A 20,524-nucleotide genomic window follows, 5' to 3' on the forward strand; every position below is an offset into this window, starting at 1 on the left:
AAAATGAGTTCAGTTTCAGAATATTTTTCAGGATTATTTGGAGGTATTAAATCTCTTCTCACAGGGATGAGAATTACATGGGGCGAGCTGTGGACTAAGAAGATCACAGAGCAGTACCCTGAGAATAGGGCAACCCTTGTTATTCCCGATCGCTTTCGTGGAGAGTTGACTATGCCTCACGATGAAAACAATGAGCATGCTTGTACTGCTTGTGGTATTTGCCAGATGAATTGTCCCAATGGAACACTACAGGTAATATCGAGATCGATAGAAACAGAGGATGGCAAGAAAAAGAAAGTTCTTGACAAGTATATATACGACCTGGGATTATGTACATTTTGTAACCTGTGTGTGATTACTTGTCCGTCTGATGCTATCAAGTTTGCGAATACGTTCGAAAACTCACTGTTTACACGTAGCAAGCTGATAGAACAATTGAATAGGGATGGATCTAAACTTCGTGAAAAGAAGAAAGAACCAAAACCGGTAGTGGATAAGCCTGTGGCTAAAGCGGAAGTTGCTGTTGACAGTGCTGCTCCTGCTCCTGCACCATCAGCACCTGTTCAAGAGGTAAAAGAAGACAAAGAATAAACAATATACGATAATCAATAGATTATGGCAGAACAAATTATATTTTACATTTTAGCAACAATCATTGTGTTTTCTACTATTATGGCAGTAACAACACAAAAGATTATTCGCTCGGCTACATTCCTGTTGTTTGTACTTCTTGGTACTGCAGGCTTGTACTTATTGTTGGATTATCATTTTCTGATGGCTGTGCAGATTGCTGTATATGGCGGAGGGGTGATGGTACTATTTATATTCGCTATTTTGCTGACTCACGAGCCGGGAGTAGATGTTAAGTTCGAGAAGCCGGGCAGGATATTTATTTCTGCTTTAGCTGCGTTGGCAGGTTTGGCTATTTGCGGACACATTATATTTTACAATGTCAACAAGTTTTATACCTACATCACGCAGAAAGAATTGAACATGCAGGATATAGGTATGGGAATGATGGGAACAGACAAATATCAATATCTGCTACCATTTGAAGCAATAAGTATATTGCTCCTTGCTTGTATCATTGGAGGAATCATGATTGCTAGAAAAAGATAAGAAAAAGAAAGATATAAGTTATGGGTGAGTTTATAACAAATTTTCTGTCCGGGCCTGTGCCAATCGAAGCATATCTGGTTGTGAGCACCATCATGTTTTTTGCAGGAGTATATGGTTTCCTGTCTCGTAAAAATATGTTGATGGTACTGATATCCGTTGAGTTGATGCTGAATGCTACCGATCTAAACTTTGTGGTGTTTAACCGCTATTTATATCCGGGACAGCTTGAGGGATTCTTCTTCACATTGTTTGCAATAGGTATTGCTGCGGCAGAAACAGCTATTGCTATAGCTATTATCATCAATATATACCGTAATGTGAAAAGTATATATGTGGATGAGAATATAACTAAAATGAAAAACTAAGCAGGGAAATAGTAATAAAATATGGAACATTTTGATTTTACATATTCGATACTGATAGTTGCTTTGCCGGCTATTATGTTTCTTATACTCGGACTGGGTGGAAAATATATGAAACCTGTTGTTGCCGGAATACTGGGGACAACTTCTCTGAGTGTAATGACAATACTATCCTACTTGACGGCATATCAATATTTCTTTGTTGTGGGTAAGGTAGACGGAGCCTATCAGGCGATTCATACAGCGGTGAGATGGCTTACATTTACCGACAAACTGCATATTGATTTGGGTGTTTATCTTGACCCTATTTCGGTAATGATGCTTGTTGTAATCACTACAGTATCATTGATGGTGCATGTATACAGTTTAGGTTATATGAAAGGAGAAAAAGGCTTTCAGCGTTATTATGCCTTCCTTTCACTGTTTAGTTTTGCCATGTTAGGATTGGTTGTTGCAACCAATATTTTCCAAATGTATATTTTCTGGGAGCTTGTGGGGGTATCATCCTTCTTGCTTATCAGTTTCTATTATATCAAACCGTCTGCAGTAGCAGCATCGAAGAAGGCATTCATTGTGACTCGTTTTGCCGACTTCTTTTTTCTTGTAGGAATTTTATTGCTATCATATTTCTCAGGCTCATTCGATTTTACAGATATAACAGCTCAGGGTGCACCGTTTATTGCTACCATGCAAGGTTCATCATTCTTAGGCTTGTCGATTATATCGTGGGCGATGCTACTGATATTTATGGGTGGAGCCGGAAAATCAGCAATGATGCCATTCCACATTTGGTTGCCGGATGCCATGGAAGGTCCTACGCCTGCTTCGGCGTTGATCCACGCCGCAACGATGGTTGTAGCCGGCGTGTTCCTTGTTGCACGTTTATTCCCTGTGTATGCGTTCGGAGCACCTGATATATTGCATTTTATTGGTTATGTAGGTGCGATAACCGCATTGTTTGCCGCTATTGTAGCTTGTACTCAGACCGATATAAAACGTGTATTGGCATTCTCTACTATATCTCAAATCGCATTTATGTTAACCTCTCTTGGAGTTTCCGAATATGGAGGACACGAAGGTTTAGGATATATGGCCGGTATGTTCCATTTGTTTACTCATGCATTCTTCAAAGCATTATTGTTCTTGTGTGCGGGTGCTATTATACATGCAGTTCATAGCAACGAGATGGACGACATGGGAGGATTGTGGAAAAAATTACCAATTACAGGTATTGCCTTTGCTGTAGCTTTATTTGCGATAGCAGGTATTCCGTTCTTCTCCGGATTTTATAGTAAAGATGAAATATTAGCTGCGGCATACGAACACAATAAGGTTATATACTTTATACTATCTTTCGCTGCCGGTCTTACAGCATTCTATATGACTCGCTTGTTCCTTCGTATATTCTTCTACGAAAAGAAACACTATCATCACGAACCGCATGAGGCTGGTCCTGCAATGGCTATCCCGTTGATCATACTAGCTATATTTGCGTTCGGAGCCGGATATGTACCTTTCAGCCATTTTGTGACTTCAGACAGAATGCCATACGATGCGCATATTAATATGCAGGTGGCTATAACAAGTGTTGTGATCTCACTGATAGGAATGGGCATAGCATTTAAACTATACTATAAGAAAAATGAAATACCGGATAAGATTGCAACAAGTATCAGTACGTTGTATACATGGGCTTTGCATAAGTTCTATTTCGACGAACTGTGGTTGTTTGTAACCCGTAGCATTATATTCAAGCGTATATCTAAGCCTATTGCATGGTTTGACCGTAATGTTGTAGATGCTTTTATGGACTCTTTGGCATATGTGACTCAGGCTGCTGCCCGTTCTATCAAAGGACTACAATCGGGCTATATTCAGCAGTACGCATTGGCATACTTGTTGGGAGCATTGATTTTGGTTGTGGGTTTTGCCGGATGGCTGATATGTTTTATTTGTAAGTAAGATATAGATTAAAATATAAAACAATGAATATTCTTTCATTATTTGTTCTTGTACCTGTCTTGATGTTGTTAGCATTTATACCATGCCGCAACATTAAACAAATCCGTACCGTAGCGGTAATCGGTGCAGCCATTGAAATAGTATTGGCTGTTGCTTTACTCTTTATGTTCTATGCAGAACGCAGTGCCGGCAACACAGCCGAAATGTTGTTTACTTATGATAAGGTTTGGTTTGCGGCGTTGAATATCCATTACGCTATCGGTGTTGATGGTATTTCGGTCTTGATGCTTTTGCTTACCTCTGTTATTATATTCACCGGAACATTTGCGTCATGGAATATGAATCCGCTGCCTAAAGATTTCTTTATGTGGCTGACCTTACTTTCGGTGGGGGTATATGGATTCTTTATCTCATTGGATATGTTCACGATGTTCTTCTTCTATGAGATTGCTTTGATTCCGATGTATCTGCTTATCGGACTATGGGGAACAGGACGAAAAGAATATTCGGCGATGAAACTTACCCTGATGCTGATGGGAGGCTCTGCTTTCCTTGCAGTTGGTATATTCGGTATCTATTTCAACTCTTCAACAACGGGAGATTATACATTTAATATGCTGGAGGTAGCTGCAAACAATGCAATACCTGTAGCTGCTCAATATTGGATATTTCCACTTACGTTCTTAGGTTTTGGTGTATTGGGAGCTCTTTTCCCATTCCACACATGGTCACCTGATGGTCACGCATCAGCGCCTACAGCAGTGTCTATGCTTCATGCCGGAGTATTGATGAAACTGGGGGGATACGGATGTTTCCGTATAGCAATGCGCCTGATGCCGGAAGTTGCTCACGAACTTTCATGGATATTCATTATCCTAACAGGTATAAGCGTTATCTACGGAGCATTGGGAGCTATTTCTCAGACTGACTTGAAATATATCAATGCATACTCTTCGGTGAGTCACTGCGGACTGGTATTGTTTGCAATATTGATGATGAATCAGACTGCAATGACAGGAGCTGTGATGCAGATGCTTTCACACGGATTGATGACAGCCCTATTCTTTGCTCTGATAGGAATGATATATGGACGTACTCATACACGTGATATTCGACAGATGGGAGGGCTCATGAAAATTATGCCATTCCTTAGCGTGTGTTATGTTATTGCCGGTATGGCTTCTTTGGGGCTTCCGGGATTGAGTGGATTCGTAGCAGAGATGACAATCTTTGTAGGTTCATTCCAGCATAGTGATCTGTTCCACCGTATATTCACGATTGTTGCCGTATCTTCAATTGTTGCGACAGCAGTTTATATATTGAAAGTAGTTGGCAAAATTTTATATGGACCGGTACAAGATCCGCACCATTTGGAGCTGACAGATGCCGTATGGCATGAAAAAGTGGCTACAGTAGGGCTGATTGTTTGTGTTGCCGGAATGGGATTGTTTCCGAGTTGGATTTCCGATCTTATCAGTGCGAGTTTGGCATATATAAAATAAGTAAGGATAAATAGTAAACATTGTAATTTTAAGATATAAAGATGGATTTAAGTAATTATTTGTTGATGAAGCATGAGCTATCACTGATTGTGGTATTTCTCTTACTTATTTGTTATGATTTGTTTGCTTCAGACAACGCTAAGAAATATTATTTTCCGGTAGCTTGTGGCATATTCCTTATACATACAGTTTTTTGTTTCTTTATCAAAGACGACGGAAGCTCTTTTGCCGGAATGTATGTTACAGGCCCTGCTTATCTTACGATAAAGAATATTCTTAATATAGGCGTCTTCCTTATTTTCTTGCAAGCAAACTCATGGCTTAAAAAGCCTGATTCGATATTGAAACGGGGAGAGTTTTTTATGCTGACAACCCTTACTCTGATTGGGATGTACTTGATGATATCTTCAGGAAACTTCTTGTTATTCTATATCGGGCTCGAAACAGCATCTTTACCTATCGCAGCTTTAGTTGCTTTTAATAAATACAAAAAAGAATCGGCCGAAGCCGGAGCAAAATATATCTTTAATGCTATATTCTCTTCAGCAATCATGACATTCGGATTGTCTTTCCTATACGGAGCTTGCGGAACTCTTTACTATACAGATATAGCTGCAAATATCTATTCTACACCACTTGTGGTTATGGCAATGGTGTTTGTTATGAGTGGATTGTTCTTTAAGATATCCTTGGTTCCTTTCCATCTTTGGGCACCGGACACATATCAGGGAGCACCTACTAATGTGACTTTGTATTTATCTACCATATCGAAAGGAGCGGCTGTATTTGCTCTTATGACTATCTTGTTTAAGGTATTCCCTGCATTACAGGATGTATGGCAAAATATAATCTGGATTGTAATCCTTGTTACCATTACTGTTGGTAACTTGTTTGCTCTTCGTCAGAAAAATATGAAACGCTTCCTTGCCTTCTCTTCTATTTCGCAGGCAGGATATATTATGCTGAGTGTATTTACCGGAACATCGGCAGGTATGGCGGCAACTATATTTTATGTATTTGTTTATATCTTTTCCAATCTTGCAGCCTTTGGCGTTATCTCAGCAGTGGAAGATAAAACAGGTAAAGTGAATATGGACGACTATAACGGATTGTATTATTCAAATCCGAAATTAGCGTTGGCAATGATGATCGCCATGTTCTCTCTTGGAGGAATTCCATTTGCCGCAGGATTTTTCAGTAAGCTGTTTGTCTTTATGGCAGCTATGGAACAAGGACACACTTTGTTGGTTTTCTTAGCGTTCCTCAACACTGTTATATCACTGTTCTATTATCTGTTAGTAGTGAAGGCAATGTTTATAAAAAAGGCAGATTCTCCTATCGAATCGCTAGATACAGATAAGTATATGAAAGCTTCTTTAGTAATATCAATGATCGGTATTTTTGCCGTAGGTGTAGTAAGTTACTTCTATGAGTATATAGCACACGTTAGCTTTGGTATATATTAAAGAATATTAAAGAATAAAAATAATTCGACAGAAGGCCTTATCTTTGGGACTTCTGTCGAATTTTATGTAATAATAAGGAATCAATATATATGAATTTATTCATTTTACTACAAGCAGCAAACCCGGTGATCGAAATGGCAGATCAAGCTGCACAGACTGCACCTGAAGAAACATATTTTAGTCTTGTACTGAAAGGGGGATGGGTACTTCTACCTATATTTCTTCTGTCGTTACTCTCCATTTATGTTATTATAAACAAGTGGCTTGTAATAAGTCGTCTGGGAAAGAAAGACTCTATTTGGCTGTCTCGCGTTATTGAGTTGGTGAATGAAGGGAAAATCGATAAGGCCTTGAAATTTTGTATAGAACGTCCTTATGCTTCGGCGAAAGTTATTGCCGCCGGATTGAAAGAATTTGAATTGAGTGAAAAAGAGATAGAAGAAGCAATGGAGGTTGAAGCACGCCAACAGGTAAATATCCTTGAAAACCAAATGAACTGGTTGGGAATTACCGCTTCTATTGCACCTATGCTTGGATTTTTAGGAACAATATTTGGAGTTATAAAGATATTTTATGATATTGCACGTACAAATGATCTCGCTATCGATACTATTTCTACCGGATTGTATCAGAAAATGATATGTTCGGCAGCCGGTTTGTTGGTAGGTATTGTTGCATATTCAGGTTACTACATACTCAATGGACGTATTGATAAAGTAGTTGTAAACATAGACAAAGACTCGAACGAAGTGCTTAAAGCTATACGTGCATCTAAGAAGGGAACAATAGTAGCATAATATTTGTTTTGAGTAAAGACATTGAATTAAAATGAAGATAGAACGAAGAAAAACAAGAACAGCCGAGGTATATACTGCATCATTGAATGATATAATGTTCTTTTTATTATTATTCTTTCTTATTATATCCACGATGGTGACACCAGCTGCCATCAGAGTGCTACTTCCCAATGCCGCAACCTCGGAAAAGGTAGTGACAAAGAAAAATATAAACGTAATCATAACAAAAGATTTACGATATTACATTGATGACAAAGAACTACAAAAAAGTGAATTAGAGTCTGCATTGGGCGCTGTCCTGGCAAAGGAGAAGGCTGATAACCCAAATGTAGAAATGAACGTTTTGCTACAAGCCGATAAGTCGTTGAGCTTACAGGATGTTGTAGATGTTATAGATATAGGAAATAAACTTCAGGTGAAGATGGTTCTTTTCACTCAAAAACCTGAATGATTTATACTCAATAATCTTTATATTATAAAGTTTTAAAAAGAGGTGATATAATTTTTTATCACTGACAGATGCAACACTTCCACAAAAAATGCATCTTTAAAGTGAGGCTTAGCCAATATGAATGAACTGCAAATGATAGCAGGCTGTAAAGAACAAAAGCGAGACGCACAAAAAATGCTCTACGAAACTTATGCTCGTAAGATGTATAGCATATGTCTCCGTTATAGTTCGGATCAGGATGCTGCGCAGGATCTTTTACAGGATGGCTTCATGAAAGTTTTTTCAAATATCGGTTCATATCAGGAAAGAGGTTCTTTTGAAGGATGGATGAAACGCGTATTTATAAACCTTGCTTTAGAAAACTTAAGAAAGAAAAAGTCAATATTTCATTCTTCTGAGGATATCCAAAATCTCCCGGAGGTCGTTGATGAATCAACAGAAGACGATCAGATGTACAGGATATCGGAAACGGAACTATTGAAAATGGTACAAGAATTACCGAAAGGTTACTCTACTGTTTTTAATTTGTATGCTATAGAAGATTACTCCCATAAAGAAATTGCTGATATGCTTGGTATAAGTGAAGGAACTTCTCGCTCACAGTATGTGAGGGCCAGGCAAATATTGCAGGATAGGGTAAAAAAATATGTAAACGAGAGAGTGTAAAGATGATAGAAGATAAAGACAAAATAAAGGATCTATTCTCCTCAAAGTTGAAAGACTTTGAGCCGGAAGTGCCTGCATCCCTATGGGGTGGGTTAGATCAGCTTTTGTCTCAGCAGGCAGCACCTGCTGACCCATCTTCTGCGTCCAGCTCCACCTCTTCTTCTTCGGGTTCTTCTGTTGCAACAGCCTCTAAGGTCTCTCTAATAAAGACTGCATTGATAACAGTAGGTGTTGCTGCGGCAGTTGTTACCGGTGTACTACTTATTCCGAAAGGCAGTAATTTGGTTGTACCCGAAGAACCAAAAGTAGCTACAATAGAAGAAGCTATTCAGGATACAATCAAGCTTGATGATACAACGATCGTGATTTCTCCACGACCTGCGATAAGACCTATTATAGCAAGAGCCGAGCTGCAGGAGAAGAAAGCAGTTGTTGATGTGCAGGTTTCAACTCCTTCACAAGATCTGGAGAAAGAATCGATTAAACCGGAAAAGAAAGAAGAAGTAAAAGAGAAATCCTTGCGCAGTAGTGACGATCATAGGACGGTGCAACTCTTGCCGAAAAAGAAATCGGGTTCAGGTCTTTCTGTAGGGTTTTCTGCTAATTCAGCTTTATTTGGGCAAGATATCAGTCAAAGTGGTGGACGTTTATTATTCTCTTATCCTACCAGAGGCAGATCTTTCAATGATGCCCTTGCTAAAGAAAATAAAGAATTTAAGTTGCAACATAGTTTGCCGATTTCATTTGGATTGAAGGTTTCTAAAAGCATTACTCCTAATTTATCTTTAGAAACAGGTATTGTTTACACTTATCTTTCTTCTAAGATAACGTCAAATAGTGCCTTTAATATTCGAGAAAATCAATACTTCCATTATTTGGGGGTACCATTAACGTTGAATTATAAATTCTATGAATTGGGCAAGGCTAAGTTTTATTTCTCTGCCGGAGGGATGGTGCAAAAAGATATTAAGGGACAATATGAAAGTAAGATAGCGTATACAGAATCTACCCTTATTGTTATGGGGCTCCCTCGAGATCTCTATTATTCAGAGCCATACTATATGAAAGAATCAATAAAACAGGCTAATCCTCAATTTTCTGCAAATGTAGGGATAGGAGGTGCATATCCTATTTATAAAAAATTGTATCTTTACGGAACGATTGGAGGTGCTTATTATTTTGATGCCGGAAATAAGTACTCCACAATATACTCAGATCGAAAAATTCAATTGGATTTTAATCTGGGTGTTAAGTTCGATTTTTAATATTTACGAATAATTAATTTAAAACATGAAAACATCAATACTAAAATTGATCTGTGGGGTATTTGCTGTAGGGCTTTTATTTTCTTCTTGCCTTGGAGACAGCGATAATAAGATAAATATTAACAATGACTATGTTTTTGTAACCACCAAGAACAGCATGAAAGTAGCCGCTGTAGCAAGTTACAGAACATGGATCGTTACAGATCAGGTAAGCGCCTCGAATACTATAGAAGGACAGTATTATACGATGGGTTATTCTATAAATACTTCTCAATCATTGGGTAATGGGGTTTATCAAGGAACCGATTATGGCCAACCCTTGGTTAGAATAGAACAAACCAGTGTAGCCGTTAAAGCTCCGGATAGAGTAGATGACTTTAACCCAACGACATTCACATCTCCATTTCCTTATCCGATAAAAGATTTTTTTGGAGACGGATGGGTTTTTGGAGCTCAGGCACAATTGAAGGAAGGAACTGTTACAGATATGTATTTTTATTATGATGCTTCTAATCAAAAAGAAGAAGTCAATGGTGTAGTTCAAGAAATAGGGAATAATAAGATAATTATCGATGTTAGATTTGGAAAAAGACTTGAAGGTAATGGAGCTCTAGGTAGTAGAGCTATATTATATGTAGCGAAAATGACGCAATTAAGATCGTATTTCCAATATCAGAGTGGAAAATTCAGCTTCAATAATGAAAAAAGCGTTGCTATCCCTATAAAATTCCGTTATAACAAGACCGTTACAGAAAATGGTCAGGATGTTGTAAAAGAAACATTAGATGGAAATTGGAACACCGACTCATCTGCCAAATATCTCCTATACTTTGAGTCAGCATCTTAATAGTATATGATGAAATATATGAGAAGGCACAACAATCAAAAGTTGTGCTTTTTTGTTATAAATAAGTTTTATATTAATATTAAAAAAGACGATAAGGAATGATTGAAGTTGTAGAAGAGTATTTACCTCAGATTATAGCGTCAGTTTTTATTATATTACTAACGCCACTATCTAAATATGTATCAAGAAAGATAATAATAAAATATGGGCAACTAACCTTAAAGGCTGAAGCCCGAATATTTCAAATAATACAGGTAATCAATATACTGATTAATTTTGTTTGTGTTGTTGCGCTTGCAATTATATGGGGAGTACAACCACAGAATATGTTGGTTGCAGTTTCTTCTATATTTGCTGTTATTGGGGTTGCTTTGTTTGCGCAATGGTCTATCCTGAGCAATATTACGGCTGGCATTATAATTTTCTTTTCGATGCCGTTCAGAATAGGGGACAAAATACATATTCTTGATAAGGATACGCCGATAGAGGCTACAATAGAAAATGTGCTTACTTTTCATACATACCTCAGAACAATGGATGGAGAACAGATTATAATACCTAATTCTTTATTTCTTCAAAAAATAGTATCGGTTGGCAAACCGAAAGAAGAATAATGAAATAACAACAAGCGATTTTTTTTCTATATTTGTGTACTATAGTTAAAAAATATTTCAGGATATGTCGATAAATAAAGTAATACTGGTAGGAAATGTAGGGAAAGACCCCGATGTAAAATATTTTGATAACGGAAGCGTTGTTGCTAACTTTACGTTGGCTACTACCGAAAGAGGCTACACAGCTGCAAACGGAACTCAGATACCTGACCGTACAGAGTGGCATAATATTGTTTGCTGGCGTGGCTTGGCTAAAGTCGCAGAACAATTTGTGAGAAAAGGTACTCAGGTATATGTTGAAGGGAAAATCCGTTCGCGTACTTACGATGATGCCAATGGAGTGAAGCGTTACGTTAATGAGATATATGCAGACAATCTTGAACTATTGGGAAGTCGTAAACGTGAAGGCGGAGACTCTCCTGCCGGCTATGGTTCACCTACGGGGTATGGTTCGGATAATACACCGACAGAGAATACAGGATATCAAGCTCCTCCGATGATGGGAGAGGAGGATGACCTGCCATTCTGATTTAGATACTGAAAGATATGTATAATGCTTCCTTAGAGGAAGAGTATGGAATAAAATATAAAACTGAACAGATTAAGTAAAATAGTAACCACTGTTTGATTAATCTGTTCTTTGTATTGTTACGATGAAAATATTAAGTATTCTTTTTTTTGTTTTTACATTTACTTTAAGTTCCTGTAGCGAATATACCCCTAAGCCTATTGGATATGCTCGTATAGAAAAGGTGGCGGCTGACACTGTTAGGTTACAAGGTTCAGGCTTCTCTTTTCTATACTCCTCTCTCGCAAAAATAGAATACTTGAATCCCGAAGTTAAAAATGAGGTTTGGTTCAATATTTATTATCCGACATACAAAGCAAAAATTTATTGTACCTATATTCCAACCAATAATAAAGAATTATCCAAGATGCTTGACGATAGTCATCAATTGGCATATAGCCATGCGGTGAGGGCGGAGAGCATATCACAAACTCAATTTTCTGATTCGCTAAAACATTTATCAGGCTTGATATATGATATAAAAGGCTCTGTTGCATCTCCTATCCAATTTTACGTGACCAATAATTCTTCAAAATTTATGAGAGGTGCACTATATTTTGACGATGCTGTAAAATCAGACTCAATCGTTCCTGTCGTTGCTTTTTTGCGTGACGATATTGTTCGCATCATGAAGTCGCTGCAATGGTAGTACGGTAATGGAAGTTGGAAATAAAAACCGAAAAGTTTCTTCTGTTTATATCTTGCTTTTTGCGATAGGGATTAGCCTGTTTACTTACCTCGACTTTGCCGACTTGGCTATACCTTATGATGATGCATACTCCGTTTTTATGGTGAAATCGTCATACTCCGATATCGTAAAGATTACCGCAAAAGATGTTCATCCACCCCTCTATTATTGGGGACTCAAAGCATTCAGTGCGATCTTCGGAGACACAATCTTTTCATTAAGGCTCTTTTCCGCGTTGGGCATATTTGCTACATTCTTGCTTGGGTACTTTCCTATAAGAAAGCAGTTTGGAGACAGAGTAGCACTTATGTTTATCTCCCTTCTCATCATGTTCCCCGTTACGCAATACTTGGCAACAGATATACGGATGTACTCTTGGACTATGTTTTTTGTATTGGCTTGTGCTATTTGTGGCTATAAAGTATACTTGGAGGGGCGTTTCCGCAATTGGAGGTTGTTTCTGATAACCGGACTTTGTGCTGCTTATTTGCATAACTATGGACTGCTGAGTGTTGTGGGCATTTATATTTTCCTGCTTGTATTTTTAGTACAGAAAAAGAAGGAATGGAAACGCTTGGTATACTGCGGAATAGTATTCTCCACTTTATATGTCCCTTGGCTTTTACAACTGTTATGGCAGTTTTCAGATGTAGCTAACGAGTATTGGATAAAACCGCTGACATTAAACGATCTGTTCTTGCACATCTATTATTTTTATTCTCCTAAAGAAGTTTGGAGGCCATTTACCGACTTTACTAAAATACAGATGATGATAGGACTCATTATTGTGATGGGTATTCAACTGCTAATAACACTTAAGGTGTTGCGCTCAGGGATTAAAAACAGAGATGAAAAGACTTATCTGGCGATCATTTCTTTTTTTGTATTCCTTTTTCCTATTTTAATAGCGGCTCTGATTTCAATATCATATGTGCCAATATTGGCGAGCCGTTATATGACATGCTCTTTCGGACTTTTTGTTTTAAGTATGGCCTTTGTTTTTGACAAGGCATACGAGTATCCGATTTCCAGGTGGTTGACGAATGTGTTTTTTGTATTATTGATTTTTGTAGGAGGGGTTCGTGTATATTCAGGAGTGAAATATTACAATGAAACAGAATCCTTATACCATAATATTCGTGAGTTTGCTACCAATGATGGAGAAAAGCAAATTTTTGTCGCAGCCGATTCATCTTACTCCATAATGCCACGATTACAATTGATTGTTCCCGATCATTATTTCTGTATCTTAAAAACAGCAGCTGATAATGATTTTAGCCCTTTTGTTTTTCAAAAAATAGACTCTATACCTCTTTGCGATTTTATATTGGTTCACCATGAACCTAAAGAAATTAGTGCAGACTTTAGGAAATATCAACATCAGCTATCAAAACGCTATATTTTTTCAGATAGCATAAAGGCTCTTGATTCTTATCTTTATAAGCTAAAATTGAGATAGATTTTAATAGTCATCATAGTATGTCGTTTTCTCTGGTTCGCCATACATGACACCAACCACTATTAGTCCGGCTCCGCCTATAATTCCCAATGTTGCATACAAGGCATCATTATTGGCTGGTTTTTCTACATAGAATAGATCTCCACGGTCTAATAATTGATTAAACATTTCAGATGGTTTTGCTTCTGTTCTTATCAGGCTCGACAAATAGAAGTCTTGCTCAAAAACCATCGGTTTGTCGGGTTGCGAATAGATGGTCAAATAACTTTTAAAAGCTAATGGAGTATTGGTTTGGTCAAAGTCTCGTCTTCTAATTTTTAAAGCTACATCACCTTGCCCTCCCATTGTTGCATTCTTATAGCTTTTCTTATTTATATGATCAAATTTGGGGCTTAAGATTAAAGGTATCTCACTTACCATAGTTTGTGGAGGAACAAAACTTACACTCTTAGGGAGCGATGCAGCTCCACTAAAGCTGCCCCATGAAGATGAGTTGCTGTTGATAGTACTATCCCAATCTCCTGAGTAATTAATTTCTTCTCCCGAATATGTTGTCGCTACATTATCTATGATAAGGGCAGATTTGCCCCAGTCTACATATAGTGGCTTGTCAGATTTATTGAATACCGTGATTTGTACCGGACCATCCTGTCCCTTAAAACAATAAGCAATCCACAGACTATCCGTTTCTAAAAGAAAATCTCCATTATCTACTTTTTCGACATACTCGTTAGGCGTATTTAAGGTAGAGTAGAAAAATGTAGAACTACATGATGAGAAGATTAAAATAATAGATAATGTAAAAAACAAATATTTCATCTAAGTCTATTTTTTGTATTCATTATTCGGTATCAAAAGGCTATTAGAGAATGGCTGCTCTCTTTGAGATAAAGGTACAAAAGATATTAACACAAGCAATATGTTTGAAAAAATATTAGCAGTTACTTTTTCTTTCTTTTTATAAAAAAGAGGTTGCAGCTATTTACTGCAACCCCATACTAATATATTATATATATGTGTAAGGAAGAATTATTCAGGTCTGTCGGCCATGGCGGTTAATTTACCCTTTGTTTTCAGGTTTTCCATCAGTACTTTATCGCCATCTTCAAGATCTACAATTGTGTATTTCCCAACTCCGCATATTTGCATTTCATCGAGAGCGTCTACCAGATTTTTATAATTGGATTTTTCTGTTGGCTTTATCAAAACAATAAGCCCGTCCTTTGATTTTTTTACATTGCTAGACATCTCTTTAAATTCCTTTTCAGTGATTTGCTTTTTATAACGTTTTTGTCTCAACTCTTTTATCTTAGACATGTTTGCGTTGTTTCGGGTTAGCAACATATTGCGTAAACCAAGAGTGTTTGTTTCTTTCAATGATGTATAATCTTCATAATTTGCTAAGCCTTCATAATAGTAAACCTTATCATTTTCTCCCAAAATCACTGTTACAGATTTTGAGTCGGGCACAGCTTGCGCTCCCTTATCTGTTGGCATAGCTACATCCATTATTTGAGGAATGCTTAATGTTGTGCAAAACATGAAGAATGTAATCAGTAAAAGATTCATGTCTACCATCGGAGTAAAGTCTACTCTTAATATCTTGCGTTCAGGTCTGCCTTTTTTAGTTTCGCTCTTACCTGTAGTATCTATGTTAGCCATAATATTTATTTTTTAAGAGGTTAAACATCTATTTTTACTTAATAGAGATAACAGATGTTGAATTTCCATAAATTACTATGACTTTTTTTTTAGATAAATTATCTTTGTGCCTCATCCAATCTTTTAGATCCAAATGAAGCAAAGAATAATCCTCTATTTGACTGTATTTTTCTATTTCGTTCTTTTATTCCTTATCGGCAAAATTCTGTTTGCTTTTATTCATGCCTCTTTAGGAGGGGGCGTTTCGGCAAAAGATATACTTGATATACTGTATAATGGTTTGCCTCTCGATTTGTCGATGAGCGGATACCTCACAGTGCTTCCGGCTCTTGTACTCATCGCGTCTATTTGGGTCAAACCTCAAATTATAGCGCGAACATACAATATTTACTTTGGGATTATATTATTGTTGATAGCAATAATTACGGTTGTAGACTTGGTTGTATATCCATATTGGGGATTTCACTTCGACTCTACAGTTTTTCTTTATCTAAAAAAGCCAAAAGAAACTTTTGCAAGTGCCTCTATTCTCGACTTCGTATTTGGTATACTGGGTATGGCTATATATTTTGTAGTATCTTACCTAGGATATATGTATATTATAAGAAAGCAAGTACTTAATTTTACGGTTCCAAAGAGTATCGCTAAATCTTGTATTGTGCTGGTCGTTCTGCTGGCGGCACTCTTTCTTCCTATCAGGGGTGGAATTACTGTATCTACTATGAATATTGGTCAGGTGTACTATAGCGACAATATGTTCTTTAATCATGCGGCTATCAACCCCGAATTCAATCTGATGTCGTCGTTCTTTAAGTCTGATAATTTTGCTTCGCAATATCAATTTTATGATAAAAAAGAGGCTGAAAAGGTGTTTGCTCAACTAAACTTTCAGCCTAAAAGTGATAGTGTTCCTAATTTATTGAAAACAGATAGACCTAATATCATATTGTTTATTCTCGAGAGTTTTTCTGCTAATGTCGCTTTAGACTTTGTGGTGGCACCTAATATGAGTCGCTATGCGAAGGAAGGCGTGTTTTTCAAAAACTTTTATGCAAACAGCTTCCGTACCGACCGGGGACTTGTTTCTATTCTGAGCGGTTATCCTGCACACCCTACTGTAGCTATAATGAAGTATCCGCAAAAGACAGGAACGTTAGCTACTATCCCCAAAGCATTGAAAGATGCAGGCTATAATAATCTCTCTTTTTATTATGGTGGTGATGCTGATTTCGCTAATATGCGTTCTTATTTTGTGGGTGCATGCGGGATAAAAGATATTGTCTCTGATAAAAAATTCCCTTTGAGCGAGCGTCTTACAAAATGGGGTGTTCCTGATAAGTTTTTGATTAACAGACTGCACGAAGATCTACTCTCTAAAGAGCAAAGTGAACCTTACGTCAAAGTTGTGCTTACTCTTAGTAGCCATGAGCCATTCGATGTGCCCCGAGCTGGATTCAAAGAACCGTTTCTTGATGCAGTACATTATACCGATGAATGTCTGGGAAATTTCGTAGAACAATTGAAAAAAACAAAACAGTGGGATAACACCTTGATTCTCTTCGTTGCCGATCATGCAATGCAGTCGTATCCCAAAGGTTTGAGCAATAGTGATCCGGAGCGTTTTCGTATTCCTCTTATATGGATAGGAGGCGCTATAAAACAGCCGGTAACAGTTCCATCTTATGCTTCGCAAAATGACATAGCTGCAACTTTGCTGTCTCAGCTAAACTTAAAGCATGATGACTTTAAGTTCAGTAAAAATATCCTAAGCTCCGAAGGTAATAAATTTGCATTCTATTCTTATGTCAATGGCTTTAGCATGACAGACTCTACGGGAATGGTAACTTACGATAATGATAAGCAAAGCATTATTCATCATAAAGGCGATGTCACTGATTTGGAGAAAAAAGCTAAATCATTCTTTCAGATGATGTATCTTGATTTGGGCAATAGATAAGAGTTCTTGTTTTTTAGTTTGTTTATACTGAAATGTTTAAACAATGTTTTATGTCCAAGCGTTATTTATTATAAAACAAAATGGAGGGCTTTAACATGAGAACAATACTTGTACTGACCGCTATCGTTATTCTAGGATTTAGTTGTAAAGCGGGAGACAGCCTGACAAAGCAGGAGGTTATTACTAAGCTGACAGAAAAAATAGAATCAGCAAATTATACTTTTGTCCCTCAAACGGCTTTACCGATGAGTGGGAAATCAATAAGTCTGGATTATTCTTATTCACTCAAAGTATCAAAGGATACTATAAATTCTTATTTGCCATATTTCGGTAGAGCATATACTGCTCCCATTTCTCCAACAGATGGAGGAATAAAATTTACAAGTAAAGATTTTGACTATTCTGTTACAAAGAATAAAAAAGGGATGTGGGATGTTTCTATAACCACAAAAGATACTCCACGCAAATACTCTCTCAGCCTTTCTATCGGAGACACCGGATATGCTACTTTAGTAGTGAATGAAAATAATAGACAACCAATCTCTTTTTACGGAAAGATAGAATAATTAATAATATTTCGCTTTGATCAGCCGTTTTTTTAGCATAAAAGTAATATATTTGGAAAATTATTAGTTATTTCGCACCCTTAATAAGGGGTGCCAAATATTTTTTAGTCTATTTTTATGCAAATATCCTTCACTGCAAAGCAGATTGCTACAGTCTTAAATGGAACTATTGAAGGGGATTCTTCAGTTGAAGTGAATAATTTTTCACGTATAGAAGACGGTAAACCCGGGACATTGACATTTTTAGCAAATCCCAAATATACCCATTACATATATACAACAGACGCCAGTATCGTATTGGTGAATAATGATTTTGTAGCAGAACGTCCGATAAAGGCAACGCTGGTGCGTTGTTTCAATGCCTATGCAGCTCTTGCCATATTATTGGATATGGTAGAGAAAATGAAACCTCAGAAGAAAGGAATAGAAGCAATGTCTTTTGTTGCAGATACTGCTAAGCTCGGCGAAAATGTATATGTGGGAGCATTCTCATATATTGCAGAAGGTGCAGTAGTGGGCAATAATTCGAAGATATATCCACAATCTTATATTGGAGACAATGTTACAATCGGGGATAATACAATCATCTATCCCGGAGTGAAAATATATCAAGGATGTATTATCGGTAATAATTGTATCATACACAGTGGTGCGGTTATCGGAAGCGATGGCTTTGGTTTTGCACCCGAAGGTGAGATATATAAAAAGATTCCTCAGATGGGTATTGTACGCATTGAGGATGATGTCGAAATAGGAGCAAATACAACAATTGATCGCGCCGTGATGGATGCGACTGTTATACATAAAGGGGTTAAGTTAGATAACTTGATTCAGATTGCACATAATGTTGAAGTCGGAGAAAATACAGTAATGGCGGCTCAGGTCGGTATATCCGGCTCTACTAAAGTCGGCAAACACTGTATGTTTGGCGGACAGGTCGGATTGGGCGGACATATTACCATTGGTGATAATGCGAATATAGGTGCTCAGTCTGGTATAATAAGCAATATCGAACCCGATGCAAAAATACTTGGGTCCCCGGCAGTACCAGTGAAAGATTTCTTCAGATCAAGTATCATATTTCCTAAATTGCCTGAAATGTACAGGCAGTTAGCACAGTTGCAAAAGGAAATTGATGCATTGAAAGCAAATAAACATGAATAATATATTTTAAAAAAATGAGCAAACAGCACACTCTGAAAGGCAGTTTTACATTGCAAGGAAAAGGGCTGCATACAGGATTACCTATAACCATAACATTTAATCCTGCCCCGGACAATCACGGATATAAAATAAAAAGAGTAGACCTGGAAGGTCAGCCTATAATTGATGCAGTTGCCGAAAATGTAGGAAATACGCAGCGTGGTACTGTTCTTATAAAGGATAATGTGCAGGTGAGTACTATAGAGCATGCTATGGCTGCTTTGTATGCTCTTAAGATAGATAACTGTCTTATTGAAGTGAATGCTCCTGAGTTTCCGATATTGGATGGGAGTTCGATACAATATGTACAGGGAATATTTGCAGTAGGAACCGAAGAGCAAACAGAGGAAAGAGACTATTTTGTTGTTCGCAGCAAGATGGAAGTCGTGGACGAGGAAACCGGGTCTAAACTAACTCTATTGCCTGATGATCGTTTTTGCATCAATTCGTTTATTGAATTCGAATCTAAATATATTCCGAATCAATCGGCTACTCTCGAAAATCTAGCTGATTTTCCTAAAGAAATAGCCAATGCGAGAACTTTTGTTTTTGTACGTGAAATACAAAAACTGCTTGAAGCCGGATTGATAAAAGGTGGAGACCTCGATAATGCAATCGTTATCTATGAGCGTCAAATATCTCAGCAAGACCTTGACAGTTTAGCTGATTTGCTTGGTGTACCATATAAAGATGCTACAGAGCTTGGATATCTGAATAACAAGCAAATAATGTACCCGAATGAGCCCGCTCGCCATAAACTATTGGATATAATAGGAGATATGGCATTGATAGGGAAACCTATCAGAGGTAGAATTATTGCTACCCGTCCGGGACATAAGATCAATAATAAGCTGGCACGTTTAGTTCGCAAGCAGATTAAGCTGAATGAAGTTCAGCCGCCTGTATATGAGCCTAATAAACCGGCAGTGTTTGATATAAACAGAATTAAGGAGCTATTGCCTCACAGGTATCCGTTTTTGATGGTGGATAAAGTGATTGAGGTAGGGCAAAAACATATTGTAGGTATAAAAAATATTACAACAAACGAACCTTACTTTCAAGGCCACTTTCCTCAAGAACCGGTTATGCCGGGAGTATTGCAGGTAGAAGCAATGGCACAGGTGGGAGGATTGTTGGTTCTTTCTCAGATTGATGAGCCGGAAAGATATTCGACCTACTTTTTGAAAATAGATAACGTAAAATTCAGAACCAAAGTAGTGCCGGGAGATACGCTGATTTTCAGACTGAATATGATGTCTGAGATTCGTCGTGGAATTGCCAACATGAAAGGGTTTACTTTTATTGGTGACAGGCTGGTTTCTGAAGCTGAGTTTACCGCGCAAATTGTAAAAAATAAATAATTAAAGTAT

The 20,524-nt window shown here is 37.5% G+C and carries 20 protein-coding genes and 1 pseudogene; 19 read left to right on the forward strand and 2 right to left on the reverse strand.

The window, feature by feature from the left end:
• Nucleotides 1-3: 3 nt before the first annotated feature.
• From E4T88_RS15010 to E4T88_RS15080, 15 genes and pseudogenes are all read left to right on the forward strand, one after another.
• Nucleotides 4-477, forward strand: a pseudogene (locus tag E4T88_RS15010) (4Fe-4S binding protein); the annotation flags it as partial.
• Between the two features lie 138 nt (nt 478-615).
• On the forward strand, nt 616-1,119 hold the full coding sequence (locus E4T88_RS15015) for an NADH-quinone oxidoreductase subunit J family protein (RefSeq protein WP_135106841.1): 504 nt from the start codon (nt 616-618) through the stop codon (nt 1,117-1,119).
• 20 nt (nt 1,120-1,139) lie between these two features.
• On the forward strand, nt 1,140-1,484 hold the full coding sequence (gene nuoK / locus E4T88_RS15020; RefSeq protein ID WP_006841403.1) for an NADH-quinone oxidoreductase subunit NuoK: 345 nt from the start codon (nt 1,140-1,142) through the stop codon (nt 1,482-1,484).
• A gap of 21 nt (nt 1,485-1,505) precedes the next feature.
• Nucleotides 1,506-3,443 carry an NADH-quinone oxidoreductase subunit L gene (nuoL, locus tag E4T88_RS15025; protein WP_135106843.1) on the forward strand — a complete coding sequence of 646 codons (1,938 nt, stop codon included), beginning with the start codon at nt 1,506-1,508 and terminating at the stop codon, nt 3,441-3,443.
• A 23-nt stretch (nt 3,444-3,466) separates the two neighbouring features.
• Nucleotides 3,467-4,945, forward strand: coding sequence for a complex I subunit 4 family protein (locus E4T88_RS15030; protein ID WP_135106845.1), 1,479 nt, complete (start codon nt 3,467-3,469; stop codon nt 4,943-4,945).
• A 41-nt stretch (nt 4,946-4,986) separates the two neighbouring features.
• A complete protein-coding gene (locus E4T88_RS15035) occupies nt 4,987-6,411 on the forward strand; it encodes an NADH-quinone oxidoreductase subunit N (protein ID WP_135106847.1) in 1,425 nt (474 codons plus the stop codon).
• Nucleotides 6,412-6,500: 89 nt separating this feature from the next.
• The gene (locus E4T88_RS15040) at nt 6,501-7,208 is read left to right on the forward strand and encodes a MotA/TolQ/ExbB proton channel family protein (protein WP_135106848.1); all 708 of its coding nucleotides are present in this window, start codon (nt 6,501-6,503) and stop codon (nt 7,206-7,208) included.
• Between the two features lie 31 nt (nt 7,209-7,239).
• Nucleotides 7,240-7,659 carry an ExbD/TolR family protein gene (locus E4T88_RS15045; RefSeq protein ID WP_135106850.1) on the forward strand — a complete coding sequence of 140 codons (420 nt, stop codon included), beginning with the start codon at nt 7,240-7,242 and terminating at the stop codon, nt 7,657-7,659.
• A 117-nt stretch (nt 7,660-7,776) separates the two neighbouring features.
• A complete protein-coding gene (locus tag E4T88_RS15050) occupies nt 7,777-8,325 on the forward strand; it encodes an RNA polymerase sigma factor (RefSeq protein ID WP_006841397.1) in 549 nt (182 codons plus the stop codon).
• 2 nt (nt 8,326-8,327) lie between these two features.
• The gene (locus E4T88_RS15055) at nt 8,328-9,590 is read left to right on the forward strand and encodes a hypothetical protein (protein WP_135106852.1); all 1,263 of its coding nucleotides are present in this window, start codon (nt 8,328-8,330) and stop codon (nt 9,588-9,590) included.
• A gap of 25 nt (nt 9,591-9,615) precedes the next feature.
• The gene (locus tag E4T88_RS15060) at nt 9,616-10,437 is read left to right on the forward strand and encodes a hypothetical protein (RefSeq protein WP_135106854.1); all 822 of its coding nucleotides are present in this window, start codon (nt 9,616-9,618) and stop codon (nt 10,435-10,437) included.
• A gap of 98 nt (nt 10,438-10,535) precedes the next feature.
• Nucleotides 10,536-11,051: a mechanosensitive ion channel family protein gene (locus tag E4T88_RS15065; protein ID WP_135106856.1), complete on the forward strand. Its 516-nt coding sequence runs from the start codon at nt 10,536-10,538 to the stop codon at nt 11,049-11,051.
• Nucleotides 11,052-11,115: 64 nt separating this feature from the next.
• Nucleotides 11,116-11,580 (forward strand): single-stranded DNA-binding protein, encoded by a 465-nt coding sequence (locus E4T88_RS15070; protein ID WP_135106858.1) that lies wholly within the window; start codon nt 11,116-11,118, stop codon nt 11,578-11,580.
• Nucleotides 11,581-11,704: 124 nt separating this feature from the next.
• Nucleotides 11,705-12,268 carry a gliding motility lipoprotein GldD gene (gldD, locus tag E4T88_RS15075; RefSeq protein ID WP_135106860.1) on the forward strand — a complete coding sequence of 188 codons (564 nt, stop codon included), beginning with the start codon at nt 11,705-11,707 and terminating at the stop codon, nt 12,266-12,268.
• 7 nt (nt 12,269-12,275) lie between these two features.
• Nucleotides 12,276-13,766: a glycosyltransferase family 39 protein gene (locus tag E4T88_RS15080; RefSeq protein WP_135106862.1), complete on the forward strand. Its 1,491-nt coding sequence runs from the start codon at nt 12,276-12,278 to the stop codon at nt 13,764-13,766.
• A 3-nt stretch (nt 13,767-13,769) separates the two neighbouring features.
• Here the strand turns inward: E4T88_RS15080 and E4T88_RS15085 are convergent, their stop codons facing one another.
• A complete protein-coding gene (locus E4T88_RS15085) occupies nt 13,770-14,585 on the reverse strand; it encodes a hypothetical protein (protein WP_135106864.1) in 816 nt (271 codons plus the stop codon).
• A 210-nt stretch (nt 14,586-14,795) separates the two neighbouring features.
• On the reverse strand, nt 14,796-15,428 hold the full coding sequence (locus E4T88_RS15090; RefSeq protein WP_135106866.1) for an ExbD/TolR family protein: 633 nt from the start codon (nt 15,426-15,428) through the stop codon (nt 14,796-14,798).
• Nucleotides 15,429-15,561: 133 nt separating this feature from the next.
• Between E4T88_RS15090 and E4T88_RS15095 the strand changes: the two genes are divergently transcribed.
• From E4T88_RS15095 to E4T88_RS15110, 4 genes are all read left to right on the forward strand, one after another.
• A complete protein-coding gene (locus E4T88_RS15095) occupies nt 15,562-17,385 on the forward strand; it encodes an LTA synthase family protein (RefSeq protein WP_135106867.1) in 1,824 nt (607 codons plus the stop codon).
• A 95-nt stretch (nt 17,386-17,480) separates the two neighbouring features.
• Nucleotides 17,481-17,951, forward strand: coding sequence for a DUF4251 domain-containing protein (locus tag E4T88_RS15100; protein WP_228093952.1), 471 nt, complete (start codon nt 17,481-17,483; stop codon nt 17,949-17,951).
• 123 nt (nt 17,952-18,074) lie between these two features.
• Nucleotides 18,075-19,115: a UDP-3-O-(3-hydroxymyristoyl)glucosamine N-acyltransferase gene (gene lpxD / locus E4T88_RS15105; RefSeq protein WP_185146751.1), complete on the forward strand. Its 1,041-nt coding sequence runs from the start codon at nt 18,075-18,077 to the stop codon at nt 19,113-19,115.
• A 14-nt stretch (nt 19,116-19,129) separates the two neighbouring features.
• On the forward strand, nt 19,130-20,515 hold the full coding sequence (locus E4T88_RS15110; RefSeq protein WP_135106873.1) for a bifunctional UDP-3-O-[3-hydroxymyristoyl] N-acetylglucosamine deacetylase/3-hydroxyacyl-ACP dehydratase: 1,386 nt from the start codon (nt 19,130-19,132) through the stop codon (nt 20,513-20,515).
• Nucleotides 20,516-20,524: the final 9 nt, after the last annotated feature.

Origin of the sequence: Dysgonomonas mossii, assembly GCF_004569505.1 — a bacterium.
In the GTDB taxonomy this organism is placed as follows: Bacteria; Bacteroidota; Bacteroidia; order Bacteroidales; family Dysgonomonadaceae; genus Dysgonomonas.

What these genes read in the sequence shown, in the direction of transcription:
- E4T88_RS15015 (WP_135106841.1), top strand. Translation starts at nt 616, where the DNA reads ATGGCAGAACAAATTATATTTTACATTTTAGCAACAATCATTGTGTTT.
- nuoK (WP_006841403.1), top strand. Translation starts at nt 1,140, where the DNA reads ATGGGTGAGTTTATAACAAATTTTCTGTCCGGGCCTGTGCCAATCGAA.
- nuoL (WP_135106843.1), top strand. Translation starts at nt 1,506, where the DNA reads ATGGAACATTTTGATTTTACATATTCGATACTGATAGTTGCTTTGCCG.
- E4T88_RS15030 (WP_135106845.1), top strand. Translation starts at nt 3,467, where the DNA reads ATGAATATTCTTTCATTATTTGTTCTTGTACCTGTCTTGATGTTGTTA.
- E4T88_RS15035 (WP_135106847.1), top strand. Translation starts at nt 4,987, where the DNA reads ATGGATTTAAGTAATTATTTGTTGATGAAGCATGAGCTATCACTGATT.
- E4T88_RS15040 (WP_135106848.1), top strand. Translation starts at nt 6,501, where the DNA reads ATGAATTTATTCATTTTACTACAAGCAGCAAACCCGGTGATCGAAATG.
- E4T88_RS15045 (WP_135106850.1), top strand. Translation starts at nt 7,240, where the DNA reads ATGAAGATAGAACGAAGAAAAACAAGAACAGCCGAGGTATATACTGCA.
- E4T88_RS15050 (WP_006841397.1), top strand. Translation starts at nt 7,777, where the DNA reads ATGAATGAACTGCAAATGATAGCAGGCTGTAAAGAACAAAAGCGAGAC.
- E4T88_RS15055 (WP_135106852.1), top strand. Translation starts at nt 8,328, where the DNA reads ATGATAGAAGATAAAGACAAAATAAAGGATCTATTCTCCTCAAAGTTG.
- E4T88_RS15060 (WP_135106854.1), top strand. Translation starts at nt 9,616, where the DNA reads ATGAAAACATCAATACTAAAATTGATCTGTGGGGTATTTGCTGTAGGG.
- E4T88_RS15065 (WP_135106856.1), top strand. Translation starts at nt 10,536, where the DNA reads ATGATTGAAGTTGTAGAAGAGTATTTACCTCAGATTATAGCGTCAGTT.
- E4T88_RS15070 (WP_135106858.1), top strand. Translation starts at nt 11,116, where the DNA reads ATGTCGATAAATAAAGTAATACTGGTAGGAAATGTAGGGAAAGACCCC.
- gldD (WP_135106860.1), top strand. Translation starts at nt 11,705, where the DNA reads ATGAAAATATTAAGTATTCTTTTTTTTGTTTTTACATTTACTTTAAGT.
- E4T88_RS15080 (WP_135106862.1), top strand. Translation starts at nt 12,276, where the DNA reads ATGGAAGTTGGAAATAAAAACCGAAAAGTTTCTTCTGTTTATATCTTG.
- E4T88_RS15085 (WP_135106864.1), bottom strand. Translation starts at nt 14,585, where the DNA reads ATGAAATATTTGTTTTTTACATTATCTATTATTTTAATCTTCTCATCA.
- E4T88_RS15090 (WP_135106866.1), bottom strand. Translation starts at nt 15,428, where the DNA reads ATGGCTAACATAGATACTACAGGTAAGAGCGAAACTAAAAAAGGCAGA.
- E4T88_RS15095 (WP_135106867.1), top strand. Translation starts at nt 15,562, where the DNA reads ATGAAGCAAAGAATAATCCTCTATTTGACTGTATTTTTCTATTTCGTT.
- E4T88_RS15100 (WP_228093952.1), top strand. Translation starts at nt 17,481, where the DNA reads ATGAGAACAATACTTGTACTGACCGCTATCGTTATTCTAGGATTTAGT.
- E4T88_RS15110 (WP_135106873.1), top strand. Translation starts at nt 19,130, where the DNA reads ATGAGCAAACAGCACACTCTGAAAGGCAGTTTTACATTGCAAGGAAAA.